Here is a 25,523-nt window from a genome sequence, read left to right as displayed (position 1 = left end):
GACTAAAAAACTTATCGGATTGTTTATTTCCTACGCCTGTATCAATTAAAATAAGCCTGTTACCATCTTCAATAAGCATGGTTCTTAAACTCATATCAATTAAATTATTGCTATCTGCAGGGTTTGTGCGCTGCCACAAAACTTTAGGAACTACACCAAACATAGCGCCACCATCTAGCTTAAAGTTTCCGGTTTCAATAGGGTAAATCTTCATACGTTGGCAAATATGCACAAAGATACATGAATTTATACTTAAGAAAATGTTAAAGAAAAGCAAAAAACCTAAGCGGAATGCTTAGGTTTTTGTTGAGGCATCGAGCGGATTCGAACCGCTGTAGGAGCTTTTGCAGAGCCCAGCCTAGCCACTCGGCCACGACGCCTTATTTGGATTGCAAATTTACGTATTTTTAATTTGTTCGCAAGTATTTTTTAAATTATTGTTTTAAAGTTTTAATGGTGTAATTATAAAATGAAAAAGGAAGAATTTAAACTGAGTTTTTATTTTGGTTTATTAAAACTCGTATTCTAAAACTATCTTTTTTTACTCATTTCAATAGTAACCATTGCCACATTTCCGCCAATTGGTGGGTTTAATTTTGACACAGCAATATCTACTTTTTTAACCATAGGAATTTCTACTAAAATTTTGTCTAAGATTCTTTTAGCAACTTCTTCTAATAATTGAGAACGAATAGCCATTTCTTGTTTTACAATTTTATTTAAGTGCACATAATCAACCGTATCAGTTAAATTATCACTTATTGCTGATTTAGATAAATCTGCTTTTATCTCCAAATCTACACGATAATCTGAGCCAATTTTTCCTTCTTCAACTAAGCATCCGTGATAAGCATAAATTCGAATATTTTTTATTTTTATTGTTCCCATTTTAAGTGTGAATTGCGAATTACAAATTTAGAATTTAGAATTGATACTGAGCATTGAAAAATAAAAATATATTAATTACACAATTTAACATTTAAACAAAAATTACGCGTTAGGGATAGAACGGTTTGTTTGAGATCTATTTTTGTTGCTTTTTTGCAACTAAAAAAAGCGAGTAGTGAAAGCCCGACCTGAAAGGGAACGCCCAAATTACACTTAATTTTATAACTCAAAGTTGAAAGATTACTACTTTAAAAACCTTGTTGAAAATTTTGTAGTTGTATTGCCAAAAAAAATCGATAATTTTGCAACTTATTAGTTTTGTATTATGGATGAAGAAAAAAAGTCGCTTAATTTTTTAGAGCAAATTATTGAAGAAGATTTAACAAACGGTTTGCCACAGGAAAAACTGCGTTTTAGATTTCCGCCTGAACCAAATGGATATTTACACATTGGTCATGCAGCATCAATTTGTTTAAATTTTGGGTTAGGGTTAAGATACAACGCGCCTGTTAATTTACGTTTTGATGACACAAACCCAGCAAAAGAAGAGCAAGAATATGTTGATGCTATTAAACACGATGTTGAGTGGTTAGGCTTTAAATGGGATAAAGAATTGTATTCTTCTAACTATTTTCAGCAATTATATGATTGGACATTGGAATTGATTAAAGAAGGAAAAGCGTATGTAGATAATCAATCTTCAGAAGAAATGGCGAAGCAAAAAGGTACGCCAACTGAAGTGGGAACTAATAGTCCAAATAGAGATAGAAGCGTTGAAGAAAACTTAGAACTTTTCTTAAAAATGAAAAACGGTGAGTTTGATGAAGGCTCTCATGTATTGCGTGCAAAAATTGATATGAAACACGTAAATATGCATATGCGCGATCCAATTATGTATCGTATTCTTAAAAAAACGCATCATAGAACTGGTAACGATTGGTGTATTTACCCAATGTACGATTGGACTCACGGTGAAAGTGATTACCTTGAACAAGTTTCGCACTCTATTTGCACCTTAGAATTTAAAAGTCATAGAGATTTATACGATTGGTATGTTGAACAAGTTTATGATGCCTCTACATTACGTCCAAAACAACGGGAATTTGCACGTAGAAATTTAAGTTATACCGTAATGAGTAAACGTAAATTACTGCAATTGGTTGAAGAAGGTGTTGTAAATGGTTGGGACGACCCGCGTATGCCAACAATTTCAGGTTTACGAAGAAGAGGTTACACTGCTGAATCTATTAAGAATTTTAGTAATACTGCGGGTATTTCTAAACGTGATAATGTGACTGACGTTGCGTTATTAGAACATTGTATTAAAGACGATTTAAACAAAACCGCACCAAGAGTTCTAGCTGTTTTAGATCCTGTAAAAGTGATAATCACCAATTATCCTGAAGGAAAAGAGGAGCTTTTAGATGCCAATTACAACGATTATGCAGAAGGTTTTGGTAGTAGACCCGTTCCTTTTTCTCGTGAAATATATATTGAAAAAGAAGATTTTAGAGAAGAAGCCAATAAAAAATTCTTTCGTTTAAAGTTAGGAAAAGAAGTACGTTTAAAAAACGCTTACATTATTAAAGCTGAGAGTTGTATAAAAAATGAAAATGGTGCCATTACTGAAATTCACTGTACCTATGATGAAGATTCTTTAAGTGGAAGTGGCTCAGAAGCTAGTAAACGTAAAGTAAAAGGTACGTTGCATTGGGTTTCTGTAAAACACGCAATACAGTCGGAAGTTAGAGTGTACGATCGTTTATTTACTGATGAAGCACCTGATGGACATAAAGAAACAGATTTTAAAGAGTTTATAAATCCAGATTCTTTAACTATTATCAATGCTTTTGTTGAACCTAGCTTAAAAACTGCGAAGGTTTTAGATAGATTTCAGTTTCAACGTTTAGGATATTTTTGTGTAGATAAAGATACTACTGAAACTAATTTAGTTTTTAACAGAACGGTGCCTTTACGCGATAGTTGGGCAAAAATGGAAAAGTAACATTAAACCTTTATAAAGCTAAAGAGTCTTATAACTAAACCTAAATTACTAGTTATGAGACTCTTTTATTTTTTCTTAGTTGTTCTATTTTCTTTTTCTGCTACTTCTTGTGTTACTACAGTTAGAGCTACACCTGCAAAAGTTGTAGTGGTAAAAAAACTACCTAAAACTCACAAAGTTGTTTCTATTAAAGGGCACCGCTATTATAAGTGGAATGGTAAACATTATAGAAAAACGAATAGAGGATATGTTATTGTGAGATTATAATTTTAAAAAGGTGGAGGGTTTTCTCTCAATTGTTCTTCTGTTAGGGAGTGCATATTAAAAGTTTTCCACTAAGTGCTTAAATATTTAAATCTGCCTATACCAATATCATCACTTGATTCAAAATTATCCCATTCAACAGTTAAATTTTTCCAATAATCACCACCTGTATTACATAAAAAATTAGCTTTATCTCTATCATCTACTCCGTTTAAATTATCTAAAATTAATCTGCCTTCTAATGAAATCCAAATCCCGTTAATGTCAATAGGGTTAATAGTTACTCTATTTTCATTAGACCAAAAATGAAAATTAAAACCTTCTATTAACTTAACGCTAATTCCTCCAGTGTCTTCACTTCTAATACTTACTGGTTGGTTGATATTATCTTGAAAATCTTCAACAAAAAAGGCGCCGGTTATATTTGAAGTTTGTTCCCAATTTTTCCACTGGTTGTCACTTTTACTTAAATACCAAGCTTGAATATTTTTAATTTGAATTCTAGTATTGCTTGCTGTAACTGGATTTTGGTCTGCATAAACTTGTCCCTAAGGAATCATAGCAAACCAATCACTTGGTGGGTTATTACCCCAACCTAAACGTGGATTTGTTGCCCAATCATATGTTGTTGGAACTCCATGAGGAAAACCTTCATGAGGTAATTTCATGTCGTTTATAATGATTTCAATTGTATTTGGAATTGTTTGTTCTTCTATATCATCTTCAGTATTATTCTTATTACAACTAAAAATAACTCCTATAATTATAACTAAAAAATACTCTTTATTAAATTTCATAAATAACTTTTAAATAAGCTAAATGCCTTAATTAATTTTCAGAGTTTTTAAAATAGCTTCTAATTCAAACATATAATCTCGTTTGTTAATTGATGGTGCGTATGTTAAACCTTCAACAACCACTAATCTATTATTTACTTTATCAACAACAGTGTAGCTTAAAAAAGGACCAGCCATAAACACACCTTTTACTTCCCATTTCCCACGAGTTTCAAAGGCTTTTTTACCATCTAATTCAACTTCAAAAATATGAGGTGTGTATGCTTCTTCTGTAATCATATGTGAACCTTCAACTTCACCTGGTATGTGTTTTTCGCCCATTGCATTTCTAATTGCAACTATTGTATTTCCATTTTCATCATCTTCTGAAGTAATTGGAACTGTGTAACAAATTACCTCCATGCTATTTCCTCCAAATAAATGATAACGATACCAAACAAAGTCGCCATTATCTTCAACTTTATTATAATTACGAGGAATTTTTAATGAATATCCTTGCTTATTAAAAGTTTCAATAGTTGATGGTTTCCAATATTTTTTTAAAATTTTTCTTCTAACAGCTCTTAAATCTGAACTTTTAAATTCGGAAATAATTTTGGAACTGTTTTTTTTAATTTCTTCAATAAGTTCTTCTTTAGATGTTCCTGTTATGGTAATTATTTTTTGCGGACCTGCATAAACATCTGTTGCAACTGTAAATGAATTTTCACTAGCAATACTTACTTTTAAAATGTTTCTACTCATTTTAAACATACTTCCAAAGTTTTGTAACGGCACTTGAGAAACTTCAAACTGTGCTTCGGGTTGAGGTAATCCTAAAACAGGTTCTGCTATAAAATTACGTAATTCATCACCTATTTCTCCTTGCCATTCACTATTTTTCATAACAATAAGCAAACTGTTAATTCTACCATTTGCTTCGCTAAGTATTCTTTGGTTTTTTCCTGATTCGCAAGAAATTAAAAAAGAAACTATTACTAAAAGGATTCCTAGTTTTTTCATGAGTTAATTTTAAATATTTTTAATTTTGTTCCTGGTTTTAAGCTTTTAACACTCCAAATATTGTTCCAATCTTTAATATTTTGTACAGAAACGTTTGCATACTTTTGTGCAATTAACCACAATGAATCACCTGATTTTACAGTGTACATACTAAACTCGCCTTTTGGTAGTGTTTTTTTTGATGTAATTTTAATAGGTTTTGATGCAATTGTACTACCTAACTTTCTAGGATAAATTGTTAAACGCTGCCCTATACGTAAACGTGTACTCCGCATATTGTTCCACTTTTTAATTTTGGAAACCGAAACACCATATTTTTCGGCAATTTTTCCTAAAAAATCACCGCTTTTAACTCGGTAACGTATTCTGTCATTCATTTCAAAATACTTTGGTAACGGTTTTTCACGTTTCGCTTCTTCAGCACTTGCATATGCGTAAATATACTGCTCGTTACTTATAAAATTACCAACATCTTTAACTGGTAAAGCAAGTGTATAATTTTTTCCTTTTATATACGGAATGATATCTAATTTATATTGTGGATTTAAAAACTGAAGCACTTCAATATCAACGTTTAGTGTTTCATAAATTTGCTCAAAAGTTAATTGCCTTTTTACCTGAACAGTATCTGTTTCAAAATATATTAATGCACTTTCTTTTGCTTTAATATTATGTTCATTTGCATATTCAAAAATGTACAATGTTGCATAAAAAGCTGGAACATAACCAGCTGTTTCACGTGGTAAATTATGACGAATATTCCAATAATTTTTACTTCCGCCTGAGCGTCTTATTGCTTTATTTACATTCCCAGGCCCTGAATTGTATGCCGCTAAAGCTAAATCCCAATCACCAAAAATTTTATATAAACTAGATAAGTATTTACACGCTGCTTCTGTTGCTCTATAAGGATCAGAACGTTCATCTACATACGAGCTAACATCTAAATCGAACTGCTTTCCTGTTTGATACATAAATTGCCACAAACCTGTTGCTCCAACTCGTGAACGTGCTCTTGGTTTTAAAGCCGATTCTACAATAGCTAAATATTTCATTTCCAAAGGAATATCATATTTATCTAATTGTTCCTCAAACATAGGAAAATAATAACGAGCCTTCTCCATTAAGCCTGAAAACGACGATTTTCTTCGTTTTAAATAGGTTCTAATTATTTGCTCTAAACTTTTATTGTATTCAATATTGAAAGGTGTTTTACTGTTTAAAACTTTCAAGCGTTCTTTTAATAATTCGGTTGGTAGTTCTTCTAATTCAGTAATTAAAATTTCATTATCTTTTAATACATATTGAATGGTGTCATACAATGGTGAATTTATCAATTCATTCAACCATAAACTATCAATTAAAGTAGCTTCTTTATGAATTTTTAAGGTTAATGAATCTGATTTTTTTAAAAACAACGTATCACTATTTGAAAACAATTCTTTTGTGTCTTCAATTTTTTTAAGTTTTAATGTATCGGTTTCGGTTTGTGAAAAACCAACACCAGTAATTAAAAAAAGGGTTATATAAATTAATTTATTCATTTAAAAGTTTTGAAATTTCATCGAAATTAGGAGCTAAAATAATTTCAATTCTTCTGTTTTTCGCTTTTCCAGCAGTTGTTTTATTCGTATCAACAGGAGAAAATTCTCCCCTTCCTGCCGCAGTTATTTGAGTTGGATTTACATCTTTTCCTTTTAAAATTCTAACAATAGCAGTTGCTCTTTTAACTGATAAATCCCAGTTATCTAACAATACTGCACTTGCATAAGGGTCGTTATCTGTGTGTCCTTCAATTAACACATTAATATCAGTATTTTCAGATAACACACTTGCTAATTGCTCTACGGCTTTTTTACCTTCAGCGCCAACAGCCCAACTTCCTGAGTTAAACAATAACTTGTTTTCCATAGAAACATAAATTTTCCCGTTTTTATGAACCACTGTTAAACCTTTACCTTCAAAATTATGCAATGCGTTTGAAATTGCATTTTTTAGTTGTTGCATTTGAGCTTCTTTAGCGTCAATTAAACTTTGAAGTTCATTAATTTGAGCTGAACGTTGACTTAATTCTTTCTGAAGTTTTTCTAATCGAATACTTTCAGCAGCTAGTGTTTTTTCTTTTTCTTCAAGTTGCGCTAATAATTCTTGATTTTTTGCTGCTTGTTCAGCTAATTTTTTTAAACTTTGTGTTGAAAGTACTTTATACGATTCATCTAAATTTTTGTATTTATGTTGAAGCGAAGCAAACTCAGTATCTAAAATTTCTTTTGAAGTTGATAGTTCTGAAAATTCACTTTTAAGATTTTCTAATTTCGCATCAACTGCTTTTTTTGACGCTAATAAATCGTCTTTTTCTCTAATTAACGCCGAATTTGAAGAACGTAAATTAGTATATTTATCGTCTAATTCTTCATATATTTTTTTAGATACACACGAATTTAATGTGCCTACTACAACGAAAAGAAGTATTACTTTTTTAACCATTTTTATTATTTTTTAATTAATCAATTTCAACAACTATCGGACAGTGATCTGAGTGTTTGGCTTCAGGTAAAATATAAGCTCTTTTAATCCTGTCTTTCATAGGTTCACTAACCATATTATAATCTATTCGCCAACCTTTATTATTATTTCTGGCATTTGCTCTATAACTCCACCACGAATAATGATGTGGTTCTTTATTTAAATAACGAAAAGAATCAATAAAACCACTATCAATAAAACCGCCTAACCACTCACGTTCAATGGGTAAAAATCCTGAAACGCCTTTCATTTTTGGATTGTGAATATCTATTTCATTGTGGCAAATATTATAATCTCCACAAATAATAATATTTGGTGTTTCTTGCTTTAAATCGTTTACATATTGCTGAAATTCAGCCATATAATTCAATTTAAAATTCAACCTTGCATCATTAGTTCCTGAAGGTAAATACAAACTCATTACCGAAAAATCTTCAAAATCTACACGAAGGTTTCTACCTTCAAAATCCATAGTCTCAATTCCTGTGCCATACTCTATATGTTTAGGTTCGGTTTTACATAAAATTGCAACGCTGCTATACCCTTTTTTTTGTGCCGAAAACCAATAATGAAACGGATAACCCGCTTCTTCAAACACATTTAAATCTAACTGTTCTTTATGTGCTTTTGTTTCTTGAATACAAACCACATCTGGATTTATTGCTTGTAGCCAATCTATAAATCCTTTTTTTAAAGCGGCTCTAATTCCGTTTACGTTGTACGATACTATTTTCATCTGTTTTCTTCGTATAAATCTCTTAATTTTCTTCTCATTACTTTGTTTGAAGCTGTTCTTGGTAAGCTATTAATTTTCACTAAATCAGTGACTTTAAATAACGGATTTAGTTGTTTTCTAATTGAAATTTTTGCTTCATTTAAGCGTTCTTCATCTAATACGTTTGAAGTAATTTCAACATAATAAATTACCAATAAACTTGGTCCACCATCTTTTGGTGAAACTGCTATTGCTGCACTTTCTTTTACAAATTGAAGCTTGTTAATAATAGCTTCAATTTGAACTGAACTTACTTTAATTCCGCCCAAATTCATGGCATCATCAACTCTTCCTTGCGCTTTGTAATAACCATTTTCTAATTGCTCTAATTCATCTCCGTGCCGTCGTAATAATTGTCCTTTATATGTTGGAGTATCTTTATAATACACCTCAAAATGATTTCTATTCAAAAGTGTATTCGATAATCCCATAATTGGAGGTATTATAAATAACTCTCCTTTTGTTGATTTGTTGTTGTTTTCATCTAATAAAACAAACTCACCGCCTAATGCTTGCGTTGAAAATTCACTTGTTATATTTGGTTGAACTACCGTACTAGTAACATAACCTCCGCCTATTTCAGTACCTCCGCAATATTCAATAACAGGTTTATTATTAGCTAATTGCATTAAATATTCCATCTCTGAAGGATTTGAAACTTCACCTGTTGAACTAAAACATTTTATACTATTCCAATTGTAATTTTCCATACAACTAGATGCTTTCCAATGTTTCACAAAACTGGGAATTACACCCAACATGGTGATTTTTGAATTTTGTACAAATTCTCCAAAACCTTCACCCATTGGAGCGCCGTAATACAATGCCATAGTTGCTTTATTGATAAGTGCTGAAAAAACTAGCCAAGGACCCATCATCCAACCTAAATTTGTTGGCCAACAAACCACATCATTTTTATGAATATCTTGATGATAATAACCATCACTCGCTCCTTTTATTGGCGTGGTATGCGTCCAAGGAATTGCTTTTGGTTCTCCTGTTGTTCCTGATGAAAATAAAATAGTAATTATAGCTTCCGGATTTTGAATTACAGTTTCAAAACTCGTATTTGAACTTAAAAATACACTCCAAAAGACATCATCTTTTCTTAAAGGAATATTTTCTTCTGAAACTTTTAAAACTACTGCTTTTGGTGCTTTTGCTTCAACAACTTTAGAAAATAAAGGCAATTCTTTTCCTGCTCTTTGCAACACATCTTGCGTAAAAATTATTTTTGGTTCAGTAATTTTTAAACGCACTGCAATTTCGTTTGGTGTAAAACTATCTGCAATGGTAACTATTGGCATTCCTGCTTTTATTCCGGCTAAATAAATAGCGACTGCTTCAACAGTCATTGGCATATTAATGGCTATTTTATCGCCTTGTTTTAAGCCTAAATCAACTAAGCCATTTGCTATTTTATTTACAAGTCTTAAAAGTTCTTTTTGAGTTACTTTTTGAAGTTGTTTTTCTTCTTCTTGAAAAATTATTGCAATAGATTCATCACTATTTTGAAAACAAGAATCTACTATATTTAATTTAGCATCTTTTAACCACTGTGAATTTTCAACTCCTTTTGAAATATCTAAAATTGAAGTGTATTGTTTAGCTAATTTAATTCCTAAATTTTGTGCTGTAGCTTCCCAAAAATCTTCTTTATTTGTAACTGACCATTTCCAAAAATCATCATAATTATTAAAACTATGTTCTTGCATCATTTTGTAAATGTTGCTTTGTTCAATAATTTCCTTTGAAGGTTTCCAAAAAGGTTTTACACTCATTTTTAAAATTAAAATTCTGGGTCTTCTTCTATAATATCATCAATAGTTTCGTCTTCTTCTGTTGTTTCGCCTTCACAATCAATTTTTATACTTAAATTTTCAGGTTTTTCAAATTCTTCCTGACTGATTGTTAACGTTGAATCTGCATACAGTTTTTGATAATACAATGCCCAAATTGGCAATGCCATTGAAGCTCCTTGACCGAAAGTTATTCCTTCAAAGTGAACTGCTCTATCTTCAGCACCTACCCAAACTCCTGTTGCTAAATTTGGTACAATTCCCATAAACCAACCATCTGATTGATTTTGAGTAGTTCCTGTTTTTCCAGCAATTGGGTTTGTGAATTTATATGGATAACCCGTTGCAACATTATCTGGGTAAGTTCCCCATTGAGTTCTTAAACGAACTCCTGAACCTGCATCTGTAACACCTTCTAATAAATTGATAACTACGTAAGCCGATTCTTCACTTAAAACTTCTTTTGAGTTTGGTATAAATTGCTCTAAGACCGTTCCGTTTTTGTCTTCAATTTTTAACAACATCATTGGTTCAACTTGCAATCCTTTGTTAGCAAAAGTTGCGTAAGCACCAACCATTTCATATAACGATAAATCTACCGACCCTAATGCAATTGCAGGTACTGCTAGAATTTTACTTTTAATACCTGCTCTTTTTGCTAAACTCACCACATTTTTTGGGTTTACCATATCAATTAATTTAGCAGTAATTACATTTACTGAACCTGCCAAAGCTTGTTTTAATGTTAACTCGCCACCATATTTCTCACCAGAATTTTTTGGAGTCCAATCTTCAGGCATTCCGTATTTTTCCTTCGGAATTGTATACGGTGTATTTGGAAATTTATCACAAGGAGATAAATTTAATTGATTGATTGCTGTTGCATACACAAATGGTTTAAATGTAGAACCTACTTGACGTTTTTGTTGTTTTACAGCATCAAATTGAAAGTGTTTATAGTTAATTCCACCAACCCAAGCTTTCACGTGGCCTGTTTGTGGTTCAACAGATAATAAACCTGATCTTAAAATGTGTTTGTAATATTTTATAGAATCGTATGGTGATAATATAGTATCAATATCTCCTTTCCAAGAAAAGATTTTCATTTTCGTTTTTTCTTTAAACGAAGCTCTAATTTCTTTTTCAGAAGCTCCATTTTTTTTCATTCGTCTCCAACGATTAGAGCGTTTCATGGCCTGTGTCATAGTACCAGCAATTAGTTTTTTATCTAAATCGTAAAACGGTGCTGTTCTATTTCTTTTTTGTTCTTTAAAAAATATACGTTGTAAATTAGACATATGCTCTTTCATTGCCTCTTCAGCATAATTTTGCATACGAGAATCAATAGTTACATAAATTTTAAGTCCATCACGATGTAAATTATAAGCTGTACCATCAGGTTTTGGATTCTTTTTAATCCATTTTTTCATGAAATCTCTTAAATATTCTCTAAAATAGGTTGCAGAACCATCGCTATGACCTTCTTTATTTATATCTAAATCTAATTCTTTTTGTTGCAATGTGTCTTTCTCAGCACTTGTAATAAATTCATTTTTATACATTTGGCCTAATACAACATTTCGTCTATTTTTAACTTTTACAGGCCTTCTAAGTGGATTAAAGTAAGATGCATTTTTTAACATTCCTATCAACATTGCCGATTCTGAAACTGTTAAATCAATTGGTTCTTTACCAAAATAAATTCTTGAAGCTGAGCGAATTCCAACAGCCAAGTTTAAAAAATCGTACTTGTTTAAGTACATTGTTAAAATTTCTTGCTTGGTGTATTGACGTTCTAATCGAACTGCAATTACATATTCTTTAAACTTTTGAAGTATTCTTTCAGGTAAGTTTTTTGAACCTTCTCCTGTAAATAACAATTTTGCTAATTGTTGTGTTATAGTACTTCCACCACCATCTTTTCCTAATTTAACAACAGCACGTAACGTAGCTTTAAAATCGATACCTGAATGCTCATAAAAACGTTCATCTTCAGTTGCTACTAATGCTTTTATTAAGTTTTCTGGAAGATCTTTATATTTAACTGGTGTACGATTTTCAAACGCATATTTTCCTAAAGTTTTTCCATCAATTGAAATTACTTCGGAAGCTAAATTCTTTTCCGGATTTTCTAACTCTTCAAATGAAGGTAATGTTCCAAAAACACCCCAAGAAGCCAATAAAAATACTAAAATTATTGTTGATGTTCCTCCTAAAATAGCAATCCAAAACCATTTTATGTATTTTGAAAATTGATTATTAATCGTTGCTTTTTTTTTCATTCTTTAACTTTTTCTATTCTTAAACCTACATCCGTTATACCTTTTAAAGTGTTTTTTCCTTCAATATCATAAACACTTCTAGTGGCTTGTTGAATATTAAATTTATAATCTCCTTTTTTAGAAAAAACTACGTTTTCTTTATAAAAGAGTTTGTTTTCTTTAATATCTGTAAAACCTGCACCTAACCAATTACCATAAACATCAGCCATTTCGTATTCTAATGTATCTACAACTTTATAGCCGTTCGGGAATTCCATTTCAGCAATTAAAAATAACGAGCTAAACTCGTAGTTTTTATTGTTTCTTATATTTATAAACACATTTGTTGTTGAAATAGTATCAGAAACACTAACAATAAAGTTAATTTTATTTTCAGCATTCCATTGGTGGTTTTCAATTGATTTATATTCATCAAAAACCATATTTGAATTGCACGAAAACAACAGCAATGCACTTATAAATGTAAGTAGGTATTTATGTATTTTTATTGTTGTTTTCACTTTTTCTTGGTGGTCTTCTTTTTTTATTTCTATTGGCGTTTTTTCCCGGTGTTTGTTTATTAGGCTGGTTTGGATTGTTTTGTTGTGCCTTTTGATTCGGGTTTTTCTTTTGCTGATTTTTTTGACCGGTTGCTTGAGTTGGTTTTCTTTTTGGATGATTTTGTTTTTTTTGTTGGTGTTGGTTTTTCTTTGATTTGTTTCGGTTATTTCTTTTCTTTTTCCTCTTAGGAAGATCAAACCTTGTTAAACTATCTTGGCCAACAACATTTTCAAATTCAACTTTAGCAACTTCAATAACATCAGCTTCATATTCTTCTAAAGAATGTGCTACTTCATTCTTTTTATTTAAATCAATAATTTCTTTTACTTGTTCTAACGTAAGTTTAAACCATTTAACTCTATTTTCTTTGTAAGTATACCAAAGTAACCCTTTAAAAATATCCATTTTTATAAAGGTTGCATCTCCTTTTTCGGTTTTTAAAACTACATCATGTCTTGGAAAACCATTTAAAGCATCTAAATACGTGTCTAATTCATAATTTAAACAGCATTTTAATTTACCGCATTGTCCTGCTAATTTTTGTGGATTTAAAGATAATTGTTGGTAACGAGCTGCTGAAGTATTTACGTTTCGTAAATCTGTTAACCATGTTGAGCAACACAATTCTCTACCACAAGAACCAACACCACCAAGTCTTGCAGCTTCTTGGCGTAAACCAACTTGTTTCATTTCAACTCGTATACTAAAAGCTCCTGCTAAATCTCTAATCAATTGTCTAAAATCAACACGTTCATCAGCTGTATAATAAAATGTAGCTTTGTTTCCATCTCCTTGATATTCAACATCAGACAACTTCATTTTTAACCCTAATCTGCCCAATATTTCTCTACCTCGGTATTGTGTATCGTATTCTTTATTACGAGCGGCAGTCCAAATATCTATATCTTTTTGAGTAGCTTTTCGGTATATTTTTTTAATTTCTTCACTATCAATTTTAACACCTTTCCTTTTCAGTTGTACTTTTATTAATTCACCTGTAAGTGAAACAGTACCAACATCGTGTCCTGGATTCCCTTCAACTGCAACAATATCACCTATTGAAATTGATAAATTATCTACATTTCTGTAGAAGTGTTTACGTCCATTTTTAAAACGAATTTCAACTACATCAATTGGTTTTTGTCCTGTTGGTAATGACATGTTTCCCAACCAGTCAAATACTGAAAGTTTTTCACAGTCACCTGTGTTACAGCTTCCGTTACTTTTACAACCTTTTGGAACACTATTTATATCTGAAGAGCAACTATTACAGCTCATATATTTCTAAATTTATTTAAATTACGAAAATTGACAATTCAATTTTCAATCTTCACTAATTTGTAAAGATAAATTAAAATTACTTACTGTAAAACGTTAAAAAATGGTTTTTACGTTTGTTTTACATCAATAATTTTTACTGGGCAAGCTTCTTTCGCCTTTACACTTGAATCAAAAATTGTTTCATCGGGTGATTTAATCGTAAAAAAGCCTTTTTTTTCCTTGGAATGTAGTAATACAGATTTACCGTCCTTTTTAGACATTTGAAACTGAGCGGGCGCTAATTCAACACAGTAATTACAACCAATACATTTAGCTCTTTGCAAAGTTATAATTACCATTTAAGCTTCAACTTTGTTTTCAACAATTTTATACAATTTGTCTGAAGGTCTAATTCTAAATTCTAATGGAATGGTAACTGAATCTCCTTTTTGTCCTTTCGTTCCTTTAACATCATTCACAAACATTTCTTTCACTTCCATTTCCTGTGCACCAGTTGTTGGACCAGTTATTAAAATAGTATCGCCAATTGCAATATCGTAGGCTTCAATTTTAAACTCTCCAATATTTGCTTTTGGAAAGAAATGCATCCCTTTTCCTACATACACTTTCTTTTGTGTTGCATGACTTCCAGAGCCTTTGCTCCATTCACCTAATTTTTGACCTAAGTAATAACCGCTCCAAAAACCACGATTGTATACTTTTTCCAATTCTAACATCCAAGAAATTACTTTTTCTTTATTGTAAGTTCCTGTTTCAATACTATCAATAGCGTCTCGGTAACATTTAATTACATTGGCAACATATTCTGGAGCTCTTCCTCTTCCTTCAATCTTTAAAACTTTAATACCTGCATCTTCAATTTGATCCAAAAAATCAATAGTACATAAATCTTTTGGAGACATAATATACTCGTTATCTAACTCCATTTCAAAACCAGTATCCTGATCTATAACTGTATATTTTTTTCGACAATTTTGCTTGCAAGCACCTCTATTAGCCGATGAATTAGCTGAATGTAAACTCATATAACATTTACCCGAAACAGCCATACATAAAGCTCCGTGACCAAAAATTTCAACCTCTACTAAATTCCCTGAAGGTCCACAAATATTTTCTTTAACAATTTGTTCTGTAATTTTTTTTACCTGACGCAAACTCAACTCTCTACTTAACACCATCGTATCAGCAAACATTGCGTAAAACTTAACGGTTTCTATATTAGTAATGTTTATTTGGGTTGAAATATGAACTTCCATTCCAACTGCTCTTGCCGAGGCAATAACTGCCTGGTCCATAGCTATAACGGCTGTAATATCAGCTTCTTTTGCTTTTTGAATTAAGGTTTTAACTATTGTTAAATCGTGATCGTAAATTATAGTATTTAGCGTAAGATAGGTTCTTACATTCTTCGCTTTACATCTTTCGGAAATTTCTTGTAAATCATCTAACGTAAAATTGATAGATGCTCTGGCTCGCATATTTAATTGCTCAACACCAAAATAAATTGAATCTGCTCCGTTATCTAACGCAGCTTGCATAGATTCAAAATTTCCGGCAGGTGCCATTAATTCTATTTTCCCTGTAGTAGTCATTCTTTTTTGATTTTTTGCAAAATTACATGTTTTCTTATAACTATTGGTATTTCAATAATATATTACTTTTACATTTAAATTTTAACAAAAAAATATTTATGTGTTAATTTTTAAATATTTAGTGCTTGCTATTGTATTTTTTTGTGAAATTTGCTTAAAAATTAAACTTAATAAAATTATTAAAGATGAAAGTAGCTGTTGTAGGTGCAACCGGAATGGTGGGAAGTGTAATGTTAAAGGTTTTGGAAGAGCGAAATTTTCCGTTTACTGAATTAATTTTGGTAGCTTCAGAAAGATCAGCTGGGAAAAAAATCTCCTATAAAGGAACAGATTATACTATTATTGGATTACAAGATGCTGTTGATGCAAAACCAAATATTGCATTGTTTTCTGCTGGCGGAACTACTTCTGAAATTTGGGCGCCTAAATTTGCTGAAGCAGGTACAACTGTTATTGATAATTCTTCGGCTTGGAGAATGGACCCTTCAAAGAAGTTAATAGTTCCTGAAATTAATGGAAACGTTTTAACTAAAGAAGATAAAATTATTGCAAACCCAAACTGTTCAACTATTCAATTAGTAATGGCATTAGCGCCATTGCATAGTAAATATCAAATGAAACGTGTGGTAATTTCTACGTACCAATCTGTTTCTGGAACTGGTGTTAAAGCTGTAGAACAATTAGAAAACGAAACAAAAGGAATAAAAGGTGAAATGGCTTATCATTATCCAATAAATAGAAATGCAATTCCGCAATGTGATGTGTTTTTAGATAATGGATATACCAAAGAAGAAATGAAATTAGTAAAAGAGCCTAAGAAAATTTTAGGTGATGAATCTTTTTCTGTAACTGCAACTGCGGTTCGTATACCAACTGCTGGTGGACATTCTGAAGCTGTAAATATTCAGTTTGAAAATGATTTTGATTTGGGTGATGTTCGTAAATTACTAAGCCAAACTCCTGGTGTTATTGTTCAGGACAATCTTGATACAAATACCTATCCAATGCCAATATATGCGCATAATAAAGATGAAGTTTTTGTTGGACGAATTCGTAGAGATGAATCGCAACCAAACACATTAAATATGTGGATTGTAGCTGATAATTTACGTAAAGGTGCTGCCACTAATACGATTCAAATTGGTGAATATTTAATTGAAAATAATTTAGTTTAAAACTATACAATTATAAAATAGAAAGCCGCACAATATGCGGCTTTTTTTATAGGGGTTTATTGGGATTATTTTGTTGCTTTTAAAACGTCTCCAATAATTTGCTCTAGTTGGTGTTTTGGAAGTGCTCCTTGTGCCATTTGAGGTTCACCTTCTTTAGGAACAAATAACATAGAGGGAATACTTCTAATACCAAAAGCCGCTGCTAATTCTTGTTCAGCTTCTGTATCAACTTTATAAATGTTAATTTTCCCTTCGTAATCATCACTTAATTCTTCTAAAACTGGTGCTACCGCTTTACATGGTCCACACCAATCTGCATAAAAATCAATAATACAAGGTAAATCACCTTCAAACTTCCATTCTTTATTTTTTTCGAAATTAAAAACCTTTTCTAAAAAAGTTTCTTTAGTTAACAATTCTGTCATTTTCTTAATATTTATTTTAATATTTAAAGCAATTTTAATGCCACCTTATTTGACGACAAAGTGACATAAAAACTTACAAAGTTAAAGTAACTTCGGTTACATGTGTAAATAAATGCGTAATTTAACGTCTCATTAAACTAATTATAAACTAAACTTTTTTATTATGAATTCAAAATTAACGATGGCTTTACGTATTTTATTAGGGTTAATTCTAGTTGTGTTTGGCGCTAACAAATTTTTAGATTTTATGCCGCATATGGAAATGCCTGAGCCTGCCGGAAAATTAATGATGGCAATGATGGCTTCAGGTTACATGTTAAAACTAGTAGGCGCTACTGAGGTTTTTGTAGGGTTGTTATTACTTATTAAAAAATGGGTACCTCTTTCTTTAGTGTTGTTAGCACCTATTTCAACTAACATGGTTTTATTCCACTTATTTTTAGCTCCAGCAGGTATTGGACCAGCTGCTATAGTAACCATTATAAACGTTATATTAATTTATGATAATTGGAGTAAATTTAAAATACTGTTCTAATTTTTAATAAATATATTCTTATAAATTAAAAAGGCATACTAAATTAAAGTATGTCTTTTTTAATTAAATTTGTTAAGTAAAAACAATAAATAATGAGAAAAATTATAGTTATAATAATGATTGGGATTTTTATAGTTTCTTGTAAAAATTCAGAATTCAAAAAAAATGAAGAAAAATTGAACTATCCTACAACAAAACAAGTTGATACTGTTACAGATTATTTTGGTACTAAAGTGAAAGATCCATATCGTTGGTTAGAAGATGATATGTCTGAAGAAACTGGTGAATGGGTTGAAAAACAAAATGACGTTACATTCAATTATTTATCAAAAATACCATATAGAGAAGAGTTGAAAAATCGTCTTGAAAAATTATGGAATTATGAGAAAATAGGCTCGCCTTTTAAAGAAGGAGGTTACACTTATTTTTATAAAAACAACGGTTTACAAAATCAATATGTAATTTATAGACATAAAGAAAATGAAGAACCGGAAGTGTTTTTAGACCCAAATACTTTTTCTGAAGATGGAACAACTTCATTAGGTGGTTTATCTTTTTCAAAAGATGGAAGTGTTGTTGCTTACGCAATTTCTGAAGGTGGATCAGACTGGAGAAAAATTATAATCATGGATGCTGTTTCCAAAGAAGTTAAAGAAGACACTATTATTGATGTTAAATTTAGTGGAATGTCATGGAAAGGTAATGAAGGTCTATTTTATTCAAGTTATGAAAAACCTAAAGGAAGTGAACTTTCTGCTAAAACAGATCAGCACAGATTGTTTTATCATAAATTAGGAACAAAACAAAAAGAAGATAAAATTCTATTTGGTGAAAACAAGAAAAGGCGTTACGTAAATGGTTCTGTTACAGAAGATGGTAAATATTTAGTTATTAAAGCTTCAATTTCAACATCAGGTAATGAATTATATTTCAAAGATTTATCGAATCCAAATAATCCAATAAAACCAATTATTTTAGGTTTTGATTATGATACTTCTGTATTAGATCATAAAGGTGGAAAATTATTAATAGTTACAAATTTAGATGCTCCAAACAAACGTATTGTTTCAACAAATGTTAAAAATGTAGATTCAAAAAACTGGGTTGATGTAATTCCTGAAACCAACAATGTATTATCACCTTCAAAAGCAAATGGTTTTATTTTTGCAAAATATATGGTTGATGCAGTTTCTCAAGTAAAACAATACGATTATAATGGGAAATTAGTTAGAGATATTGAACTTCCTGGTGTTGGTACAGCTGGTGGCTTTGGTGGAAAAAAAGATGCTGAAACTATTTATTATTCATTCTCAAATTATATTACACCAGGTTCAATATATTCATTTAAAACAATGTCAGGAGATTCAGAATTGTATAAAAAGCCAACAATTGATTTTGAATCTAATGATTTTGAATCTAAGCAAGTTTTTTATACATCTAAAGACGGAACAAAAATTCCAATGCTAATTTCTTATAAAAAAGGAACTGAATTAAATGGGGGAAATCCTACTATTTTATATGGTTACGGAGGGTTTAATATTAGTTTAACTCCTTCTTTTAATATTGTAAATGCTGTTTGGATGGAACAAGGTGGTATTTATGCAGTTCCTAACCTACGTGGTGGCGGTGAGTATGGAAAAGCTTGGCATAATGCAGGTATTAAAATGAAAAAACAAAATGTATTTGATGACTTTATTGCTGCTGCCGAATATTTAATTGAAAACAAGTACACATCATCTGACTATTTAGCAATTAGAGGAGGTTCTAATGGAGGTTTATTAGTTGGCGCAACTATGGCGCAGCGACCAGATTTAATGAAAGTTGCATTACCTGCCGTTGGCGTTATGGATATGTTACGTTACCATACATTTACTGCTGGTGCTGGTTGGGCATATGACTATGGAACTTCTGAAGATTCAAAAGAAATGTTTGAATATTTAATGAGTTATTCTCCGGTACATTCTATTAAAAAAAATGTTGAATATCCTGCAACTTTAGTAACTACTGGCGACCATGATGATAGAGTTGTGCCTGCGCACTCTTTTAAATTTGCTGCTGAATTACAATCTAAACAAACCGGAAATAACCCAACCTTAATTAGAATTGAAACAAATGCTGGTCATGGAGCAGGAACACCTGTTTCAAAAACCATTGAACAGTATGCTGATATTTTTGGATTTACTTTCTATAATATGGGTTATAAAGAATTACCAAATAAAACGGAGTTAAAACATTAATTTAAATATTGTTATTACTTCAATTAGGTTAAGATTGAAGTAATAACAATTAAGTTTAACTTTTAATTTTTCGTAATACCCTAACCGCTTCTTTGTATTTTATATAAGCTGATTTATCTTCTAAGTTTCGTAATAAACTACGTATTTCATTTAATTTTTTGGTCGCTTCTTTAAGATTATTTAAAGCACAAATTAAATAATTAGTAGGCAATTCTTGTAAATCTTCTAACTCAACATTAGTAAGTGGTAACTTCTTTTTTAATTTTTGAACTATGGTGTTACAATTGTTGAAAATATCATTTAGCACAGCTTTATCAAATTTCGGAAGTTGAAATAATAATTCGCTCACAATATCATGTTTTCCATTATTTTTAAAATGAATTACTGTTTTTTCTAACGGGTAATAATCAAACTCGTCTTTAATTCTTAAAAACACATATTCAGTAATTATAAATGAGCTATGATTGTGCTCTATTTTTACTTCATCTAAAGCTGAATAAAAAAGCCGTACTTGTTCATTTACCAACTCAATATCTACTCTAGAATAAAATATTTTAGTACCTACTTTTTTCTTTTTCCCAGCCCAACACAACACAAACTGTTCATTAAAAACCTTATATGTTGGTTGATATTCTTTTTTATGTCTGTCAAAAAAATTAAAAACACCATCTAATGTTAATTCAATATTATTGCTAGCATTTATTTCAATTGCTTCAACAATTGCTTGATTGGTGTTTTTTAATTCAAATTTTCCCAGAGTAGACATTGAGTTACTTCCTCTTCTAAAAAAAATACGCCCTGTAACATATTTCCAAATAGCTTTGTTTAAAAAAGTAACCTTGTTATTTGGGTGAATGGTAACTAAACCAACTACTTTGTGACGTGGCAACCTTGGAAAAGGAATATTTTCATACTGAATTTTTGGTGGGTTTTTAAAATATGAATTTACAAGATTTTGAATTTTACTGTCATCAAAAAAATCAACACCTTCAATTATATTAGATTCATCTTCAACGCCAATTACTATGTATGAATTATTGTTTGGGTTAGAGTTTGACAATGCACAAACGTGTTTTAAAAATTTAGCTTTTCCTTCAGTAGAATTTAATGTGATTTTTCGCTTTTTATCATAAAAGCTATTCTCATCATTATGAGCTAATAAATTTTTTATTAATAAACGTTTGTTAATCATTTCAAAATATTATTCTCGGTTTAAAATTGTTGGTGTGGCCTGCGCTGTTGGATATACAACTAAATCTTCAATATTAACGTGATAAGGTCTTGTAATCACAAAATGTATAATATCTGCAATATCTTCAGCTTGTAATGCTTTAAAACCTTTGTACACGTTTTTTGCTTTAGTTACATCTCCTTTAAAACGAACTTCAGAAAACTCAGTTTCAACAGCTCCCGGATGAATTGCTGATACTCTAATATTGTATTCGTTTAAATCTATTCGCATAGCTTTGTTTAAAGCGTCTACCGCGTGCTTTGATGCGCAATACACATTACCATTCAAATAAACATCTTTGGCTGCTATTGAGCCTATATTTACAATAAAACCACTATTGTTAGCAATCATTTTTGGAAGTATTGCTTTAGATACATATAGCAATCCTTTTACATTAATATCTAACATAGCATCCCAATCGTCTATACTACCATTTTGAAGTGTTGTAAAACCGTGTGCATTACCTGCATTGTTTATTAAAATATCTATTTGTTGAAATTCCTTCGGAAGGCTTTCAATTGCATTAAATACTTCGTTTTTATTACTTACATCAAATTGTAATGTGGTAACATCGGTTAAATTTTCTAACTCTTTTTCTAACTGGATTAAACGCTCTTTACGTCTACCGCAAAGTATTAATCTTATGTTGTTTTGTGCAAATAGTTGTGCGGTTGCTTTTCCTATTCCTGAAGTTGCTCCTGTAATAAAAGCTGTTTTTTGATTCATTTGTATTATTTTTATCTGAGATAAAGGTACAAAAAAACCGCTCCGACCAAGGAGCGGTTTGACCTAATTGGTTATTTTTAAATAACCAATCAAAAATCAACTAACCAAACTTTATTTTAAATTTCTTCTTATTTTAGTTTCTCTTATTACTTTAGTACGTTTTCTTCCTTCATTCCTTACAGTTTCTTTTAAAGAATTTGGTTTTAAATATTGAATATATTCTCTACCGGTAAATTCATAAGTTGTACCTGAACTTATATGGTATAAACTAATCTTTCCATCATTTATAACGGTTAATTCAAACTCTTCATTGTCTCCAAAATCATAATCTAATGTTAAAATTTTAAGATTGTCATATCCTTGCACATTTGCAACATTATAATCACCTACATAATCCCAATATACATGTGCAATAGTTGTGCCAACTTCGTCTTGTGACGAATAAAATGTTGTAATGTTTTCGGGTGTAAAGCTTAAAAAGTTTTCATTATCAAATTCATTTAAATCACCTGTTGCACTTATAAATGTTTTTTCCCAAGCGTTATATTCTTGTAAAAAATACTCAATGTTATCATAAAATATTTGGTCATAATCAAAATTATATTTTTGATATCCATCTAAATAATAACTAACGTCATTATAATTATCTATTAATTTTAATCGGTTACTTGCTAATTGAACAACATCAAAATCGTAATATCCATCAAAATTATGGTCAATTTCAAGTATTCCGTTGTAAGTATCATAATATCCAATTTGAATACCATAACCATTTCCTGTAGCTCCAATACCAACTAAATTATTATTTACATATAATTTTCCGCTAATAAAAGAAAGTGTAAATGCTTTTGATAAAAATGGTACTTCACCTGTTCCTATTGTATTATGATAATCTACATACCATAAATCATAATTTGTCACTACATCTTCAAGATTTACATAATATGAATCGTTAACATCATCTATTACAACGCTACACGACGTTACAAATATTCCAATAAGCATGGTTGCAAAAAGTAATTTTAAAGTCCTCATAATCATTTCTTTTTTGGTTATATATTATAAGATTTCAAAATCTATGCCAAAAAAATAATAACGGTAATTTATATGCTTATTTTAAATTATAGGAATTACAATTAATTCTTTTTTTATGAAACTGAAAATTATTACTTATTTTTGTAATTAAATGCTATCATAAACAATGTCATTACTTTTATTATACGCTTCACTTTCAATTTTCTTTTCATTCTTGTGCTCTATACTTGAGGCAGTTTTGTTAAGTATTACTCCAACTTATATTACCATTAAAAAACAGGAAGGTAAATTATTTGCAAATACGCTTGAGCGTTTAAAAAACGATGTTGATAAACCTTTAATAGCTATTTTAACAATTAATACCATTGCACATACAGTTGGTGCAATTATGGTTGGTGTACAAGCAGAAACTTTAGATTTTAAAGTGGATATACTTGGTATAAATATAGTTGGTATAGTTTCAGCAATTATGACTGTTTTAATTTTAGTGGTTTCAGAAATAATACCTAAAACAATTGGAGCAACTTACTGGAAACAACTTGCTAATTTAACTTCAAAAGCATTGGTTTTATTAATTTTCCCATTAAAATGGACTGGTATTTTGTGGTTGCTACAATTAACTACAAAATTAATTGGTGGAAAAGGTGTTCATGGTTCGGTTTTAAGTAGGGAAGATTTTCATGCAATGACAGATATTGCTCAAGAAGAAGGTGTTTTTGAAAAAAACGAAAGTGCAATTATTAAAAACCTACTTACGTTTAAAGATGTACAAGCTAAAGATATTATGACTCCAAAAACAGTTATGTTAACTGCTTCTGAAGATGAAACAATACAATCTTTTTACAAAAAACATCCTAAACTTCAATTTTCAAGAATCCCTATTTTCAAAGAAAATTCAGATAATATTACGGGTTTTGTAATTAAAAGTGAACTTTTAGAAGAAATTATTAAAGGAAATGGAGAGAAAAATCTTTTAGAATTAAAACGTGAAATATTAGTCACAAATAGAAATTTGCCAATTCCTGATTTGTTTGAAAAATTTATTGCAAAACGAGAACATGTAGCATTAGTTGTTGATGAATATGGTACAACAAGCGGTTTAGTTACTATGGAAGATGTTATTGAAACCTTACTAGGATTGGAAATTATGGACGAAAGTGATAAAGTTGATGATTTGCAGCACTTAGCACGTAAAAATTGGGAAATAAGAGCTAAAAAAATGGGGCTTCTTATTGACGAAAGAAATAAAGAAGAAGAAAACTAACTTAGTTTTCTTCCACATATTCTTCATATAAAAAGTCATTATAAGGAAAACGAGTAATGTGAATTTTCTTTACTTCTTCAAAAACTTTTGCTCTAAATTCTTCTAAGTTTTCTTTATTTAATGCAGAAATAAACAAACAGTTATTTTCTAACTTATTCATCCACGTTTTTTCCCATTCAGCCAATGTATAATGCTCTTTTGTTTTTTCAGTAACTAAATCATCTTCATCAATAGTTTGATGTTGGTACGCATCAATTTTATTAAAAACCATAATAGTTGGTTTATCAGCACTTTTTATTTCGTCTAAAATTTTATTTACTGAGGCAATATGATCTTCAAAACTAGCGTGTGAAATATCAACTACGTGCAACAGTAAATCTGCTTCACGAACCTCATCTAAAGTAGATTTAAATGATTCTACCAATTGAGTTGGTAATTTTCTAATAAACCCAACAGTATCAGTTAACAAAAAAGGAATATTTTTAATTACTACTTTTCTAACAGTGGTATCTAAGGTTGCAAATAGTTTGTTTTCGGCAAAAACATTACTCTTACTCACCACATTCATTAAAGTAGATTTACCAACATTTGTATAACCAACCAATGCAACACGTACCATTTTTCCACGGTTTTTACGTTGCACAGCCATTTGCTTGTCAATAATTTTCAACTTCTTTTTAAGTAGTGTTATTTTATCTCTAATTATACGTCTGTCTGTTTCAATTTCAGTTTCACCAGGTCCACGCATTCCAATTCCCCCTTTTTGTCGTTCTAAATGCGTCCAAAGTCTTGTTAAACGAGGTAATAAATATTGGCATTGCGCTAATTCAACTTGGGTACGCGCGTAACTTGTTTGAGCTCTTCGAGCAAAAATATCTAAAATTAAATTTGTTCTGTCAAGTACTTTACAATCTAATACTTTTTCTATATTTCTTAATTGGGAGGAAGAAAGTTCATCATCAAATATGGCTGTTTCAATGTTATGAGTATCCATATACGCTTTAACATCGTTTAATTTTCCTGCGCCAATAAATGTTTTTGGATTAGGAGTTTCTAACTTTTGTGTAAATCGTTTTACTGCTTTACCTCCAGCAGTTATTGTTAAAAACTCTAATTCATCTATATATTCATTTGATTGCTCTTC

23 protein-coding genes, 1 tRNA gene and 1 pseudogene are annotated in these 25,523 nt (G+C 30.5%); 6 read left to right on the top strand and 19 right to left on the bottom strand.

Annotation, left to right across the window (positions count from 1 at the left end):
• The 3 genes and pseudogenes from GQ540_RS11780 to folB all read right to left on the bottom strand — a co-directional run.
• Window positions 1-214: pseudogene (locus GQ540_RS11780) on the bottom strand (MBL fold metallo-hydrolase); the annotation flags it as partial.
• 95 nt (window positions 215-309) lie between these two features.
• A tRNA-Cys gene (locus GQ540_RS11775) sits at window positions 310-380 on the bottom strand.
• A gap of 151 nt (window positions 381-531) precedes the next feature.
• Entirely contained in the window at window positions 532-888 is a 357-nt protein-coding gene (folB, locus tag GQ540_RS11770) for a dihydroneopterin aldolase (RefSeq protein WP_291801286.1), read from the bottom strand.
• Window positions 889-1,213: 325 nt separating this feature from the next.
• Between folB and GQ540_RS11765 the strand changes: the two genes are divergently transcribed.
• Both GQ540_RS11765 and GQ540_RS11760 read left to right on the top strand, forming a co-directional pair.
• Window positions 1,214-2,893 carry a glutamine--tRNA ligase/YqeY domain fusion protein gene (locus GQ540_RS11765; RefSeq protein WP_291801284.1) on the top strand — a complete coding sequence of 560 codons (1,680 nt, stop codon included), beginning with the start codon at window positions 1,214-1,216 and terminating at the stop codon, window positions 2,891-2,893.
• 54 nt (window positions 2,894-2,947) lie between these two features.
• Window positions 2,948-3,160 carry a DUF6515 family protein gene (locus GQ540_RS11760; protein WP_291801282.1) on the top strand — a complete coding sequence of 71 codons (213 nt, stop codon included), beginning with the start codon at window positions 2,948-2,950 and terminating at the stop codon, window positions 3,158-3,160.
• A gap of 545 nt (window positions 3,161-3,705) precedes the next feature.
• Here the strand turns inward: GQ540_RS11760 and GQ540_RS11755 are convergent.
• The 11 genes from GQ540_RS11755 to GQ540_RS11705 all read right to left on the bottom strand — a co-directional run bounded on the left by GQ540_RS11755 (window position 3,706) and on the right by GQ540_RS11705 (window position 15,751).
• Window positions 3,706-3,954, bottom strand: a complete 249-nt coding sequence (locus GQ540_RS11755) for a hypothetical protein (RefSeq protein WP_291801281.1) — start codon at window positions 3,952-3,954, stop codon at window positions 3,706-3,708.
• Window positions 3,955-3,981: 27 nt separating this feature from the next.
• A complete protein-coding gene (locus GQ540_RS11750; RefSeq protein WP_291801279.1) occupies window positions 3,982-4,956 on the bottom strand; it encodes a DUF4837 family protein in 975 nt (324 codons plus the stop codon).
• Window positions 4,953-6,500 (bottom strand): lytic transglycosylase domain-containing protein, encoded by a 1,548-nt coding sequence (locus GQ540_RS11745; protein ID WP_291801277.1) that lies wholly within the window; start codon window positions 6,498-6,500, stop codon window positions 4,953-4,955. Before GQ540_RS11745 ends, GQ540_RS11750 begins: the two co-directional genes overlap by 4 nt.
• Window positions 6,493-7,443 (bottom strand): OmpA family protein, encoded by a 951-nt coding sequence (locus tag GQ540_RS11740; RefSeq protein ID WP_291801275.1) that lies wholly within the window; start codon window positions 7,441-7,443, stop codon window positions 6,493-6,495. The genes GQ540_RS11745 and GQ540_RS11740 overlap by 8 nt, the downstream gene beginning before the upstream one ends.
• 16 nt (window positions 7,444-7,459) lie before the next feature.
• On the bottom strand, window positions 7,460-8,218 hold the full coding sequence (locus tag GQ540_RS11735; protein WP_291801273.1) for an exodeoxyribonuclease III: 759 nt from the start codon (window positions 8,216-8,218) through the stop codon (window positions 7,460-7,462).
• Window positions 8,215-10,038 (bottom strand): AMP-binding protein, encoded by a 1,824-nt coding sequence (locus GQ540_RS11730; RefSeq protein ID WP_291801272.1) that lies wholly within the window; start codon window positions 10,036-10,038, stop codon window positions 8,215-8,217. The genes GQ540_RS11735 and GQ540_RS11730 overlap by 4 nt, the downstream gene beginning before the upstream one ends.
• An 8-nt stretch (window positions 10,039-10,046) precedes the next feature.
• Window positions 10,047-12,338 (bottom strand): transglycosylase domain-containing protein, encoded by a 2,292-nt coding sequence (locus tag GQ540_RS11725; RefSeq protein WP_291801271.1) that lies wholly within the window; start codon window positions 12,336-12,338, stop codon window positions 10,047-10,049.
• Entirely contained in the window at window positions 12,335-12,838 is a 504-nt protein-coding gene (locus GQ540_RS11720) for a gliding motility lipoprotein GldH (protein ID WP_291801263.1), read from the bottom strand. Before GQ540_RS11720 ends, GQ540_RS11725 begins: the two co-directional genes overlap by 4 nt.
• Entirely contained in the window at window positions 12,813-14,156 is a 1,344-nt protein-coding gene (locus tag GQ540_RS11715; protein WP_291801261.1) for a regulatory iron-sulfur-containing complex subunit RicT, read from the bottom strand. Before GQ540_RS11715 ends, GQ540_RS11720 begins: the two co-directional genes overlap by 26 nt.
• Before the next feature lie 110 nt (window positions 14,157-14,266).
• Complete coding sequence (locus GQ540_RS11710) at window positions 14,267-14,497, bottom strand: ferredoxin (RefSeq protein WP_291801258.1); 231 nt, start codon at window positions 14,495-14,497, stop codon at window positions 14,267-14,269.
• Complete coding sequence (locus GQ540_RS11705; protein ID WP_291801256.1) at window positions 14,498-15,751, bottom strand: peptidase U32 family protein; 1,254 nt, start codon at window positions 15,749-15,751, stop codon at window positions 14,498-14,500. It lies immediately after the preceding gene.
• A 185-nt stretch (window positions 15,752-15,936) separates the two neighbouring features.
• On the opposite strand from GQ540_RS11705, the gene GQ540_RS11700 reads away from it, so the two are divergent.
• Window positions 15,937-16,926: an aspartate-semialdehyde dehydrogenase gene (locus GQ540_RS11700; RefSeq protein WP_291801254.1), complete on the top strand. Its 990-nt coding sequence runs from the start codon at window positions 15,937-15,939 to the stop codon at window positions 16,924-16,926.
• Between the two features lie 65 nt (window positions 16,927-16,991).
• On the opposite strand, the gene trxA is transcribed toward GQ540_RS11700, so the two are convergent.
• Entirely contained in the window at window positions 16,992-17,351 is a 360-nt protein-coding gene (gene trxA / locus GQ540_RS11695; RefSeq protein WP_291801252.1) for a thioredoxin, read from the bottom strand.
• Window positions 17,352-17,514: 163 nt separating this feature from the next.
• Here trxA and GQ540_RS11690 point away from each other — a divergent pair, with 163 nt between their 5' ends.
• Window positions 17,515-17,886 (top strand): DoxX family membrane protein, encoded by a 372-nt coding sequence (locus GQ540_RS11690; protein ID WP_291801250.1) that lies wholly within the window; start codon window positions 17,515-17,517, stop codon window positions 17,884-17,886.
• A 92-nt stretch (window positions 17,887-17,978) separates the two neighbouring features.
• Entirely contained in the window at window positions 17,979-20,123 is a 2,145-nt protein-coding gene (locus tag GQ540_RS11685) for a prolyl oligopeptidase family serine peptidase (protein WP_291801248.1), read from the top strand.
• A gap of 55 nt (window positions 20,124-20,178) precedes the next feature.
• Here GQ540_RS11685 and GQ540_RS11680 read toward each other — a convergent pair whose 3' ends face one another.
• The 3 genes from GQ540_RS11680 to GQ540_RS11670 form a co-directional block, all read right to left on the bottom strand.
• Window positions 20,179-21,315, bottom strand: coding sequence for an ATP-binding protein (locus GQ540_RS11680; RefSeq protein ID WP_291801245.1), 1,137 nt, complete (start codon window positions 21,313-21,315; stop codon window positions 20,179-20,181).
• Window positions 21,316-21,324: 9 nt separating this feature from the next.
• Complete coding sequence (locus GQ540_RS11675) at window positions 21,325-22,080, bottom strand: SDR family NAD(P)-dependent oxidoreductase (protein ID WP_291801243.1); 756 nt, start codon at window positions 22,078-22,080, stop codon at window positions 21,325-21,327.
• A 111-nt stretch (window positions 22,081-22,191) separates the two neighbouring features.
• Entirely contained in the window at window positions 22,192-23,115 is a 924-nt protein-coding gene (locus GQ540_RS11670) for a hypothetical protein (RefSeq protein ID WP_291801241.1), read from the bottom strand.
• A gap of 166 nt (window positions 23,116-23,281) precedes the next feature.
• On the opposite strand from GQ540_RS11670, the gene GQ540_RS11665 reads away from it, so the two are divergent.
• The gene (locus tag GQ540_RS11665) at window positions 23,282-24,379 is read left to right on the top strand and encodes a CNNM domain-containing protein (RefSeq protein ID WP_291801239.1); all 1,098 of its coding nucleotides are present in this window, start codon (window positions 23,282-23,284) and stop codon (window positions 24,377-24,379) included.
• Window position 24,380: 1 nt separating this feature from the next.
• On the opposite strand, the gene hflX is transcribed toward GQ540_RS11665, so the two are convergent.
• Window positions 24,381-25,523 (bottom strand): GTPase HflX (gene hflX / locus GQ540_RS11660; RefSeq protein ID WP_291801237.1); only part of this gene is annotated, 1,143 nt, incomplete at its 5' end.

Origin of the sequence: Lutibacter sp. (assembly GCF_013139515.1) — a bacterium.
Taxonomy (GTDB): Bacteria; Bacteroidota; Bacteroidia; order Flavobacteriales; family Flavobacteriaceae; genus Lutibacter.
The sequence above is the reverse complement of the archived record's forward strand: the minus strand, read 5'-3'. Positions and strand labels throughout refer to the sequence as shown.

Bases quoted from the DNA above. Each gene is read 5' to 3' on its own strand.
- GQ540_RS11740 (WP_291801275.1), bottom strand. From the start codon at position 7,443: ATGGTTAAAAAAGTAATACTTCTTTTCGTTGTAGTAGGCACATTAAAT.
- GQ540_RS11685 (WP_291801248.1), top strand. From the start codon at position 17,979: ATGAGAAAAATTATAGTTATAATAATGATTGGGATTTTTATAGTTTCT.
- GQ540_RS11710 (WP_291801258.1), bottom strand. From the start codon at position 14,497: ATGGTAATTATAACTTTGCAAAGAGCTAAATGTATTGGTTGTAATTAC.
- GQ540_RS11665 (WP_291801239.1), top strand. From the start codon at position 23,282: ATGTCATTACTTTTATTATACGCTTCACTTTCAATTTTCTTTTCATTC.
- GQ540_RS11725 (WP_291801271.1), bottom strand. From the start codon at position 12,338: ATGAAAAAAAAAGCAACGATTAATAATCAATTTTCAAAATACATAAAA.
- GQ540_RS11730 (WP_291801272.1), bottom strand. From the start codon at position 10,038: ATGAGTGTAAAACCTTTTTGGAAACCTTCAAAGGAAATTATTGAACAA.
- GQ540_RS11750 (WP_291801279.1), bottom strand. From the start codon at position 4,956: ATGAAAAAACTAGGAATCCTTTTAGTAATAGTTTCTTTTTTAATTTCT.
- GQ540_RS11755 (WP_291801281.1), bottom strand. From the start codon at position 3,954: ATGAAATTTAATAAAGAGTATTTTTTAGTTATAATTATAGGAGTTATT.
- GQ540_RS11705 (WP_291801256.1), bottom strand. From the start codon at position 15,751: ATGACTACTACAGGGAAAATAGAATTAATGGCACCTGCCGGAAATTTT.
- GQ540_RS11735 (WP_291801273.1), bottom strand. From the start codon at position 8,218: ATGAAAATAGTATCGTACAACGTAAACGGAATTAGAGCCGCTTTAAAA.
- GQ540_RS11760 (WP_291801282.1), top strand. From the start codon at position 2,948: ATGAGACTCTTTTATTTTTTCTTAGTTGTTCTATTTTCTTTTTCTGCT.
- GQ540_RS11680 (WP_291801245.1), bottom strand. From the start codon at position 21,315: ATGATTAACAAACGTTTATTAATAAAAAATTTATTAGCTCATAATGAT.
- GQ540_RS11715 (WP_291801261.1), bottom strand. From the start codon at position 14,156: ATGAGCTGTAATAGTTGCTCTTCAGATATAAATAGTGTTCCAAAAGGT.
- GQ540_RS11745 (WP_291801277.1), bottom strand. From the start codon at position 6,500: ATGAATAAATTAATTTATATAACCCTTTTTTTAATTACTGGTGTTGGT.
- GQ540_RS11670 (WP_291801241.1), bottom strand. From the start codon at position 23,115: ATGAGGACTTTAAAATTACTTTTTGCAACCATGCTTATTGGAATATTT.
- GQ540_RS11675 (WP_291801243.1), bottom strand. From the start codon at position 22,080: ATGAATCAAAAAACAGCTTTTATTACAGGAGCAACTTCAGGAATAGGA.
- GQ540_RS11765 (WP_291801284.1), top strand. From the start codon at position 1,214: ATGGATGAAGAAAAAAAGTCGCTTAATTTTTTAGAGCAAATTATTGAA.
- folB (WP_291801286.1), bottom strand. From the start codon at position 888: ATGGGAACAATAAAAATAAAAAATATTCGAATTTATGCTTATCACGGA.
- trxA (WP_291801252.1), bottom strand. From the start codon at position 17,351: ATGACAGAATTGTTAACTAAAGAAACTTTTTTAGAAAAGGTTTTTAAT.
- GQ540_RS11700 (WP_291801254.1), top strand. From the start codon at position 15,937: ATGAAAGTAGCTGTTGTAGGTGCAACCGGAATGGTGGGAAGTGTAATG.
- GQ540_RS11690 (WP_291801250.1), top strand. From the start codon at position 17,515: ATGAATTCAAAATTAACGATGGCTTTACGTATTTTATTAGGGTTAATT.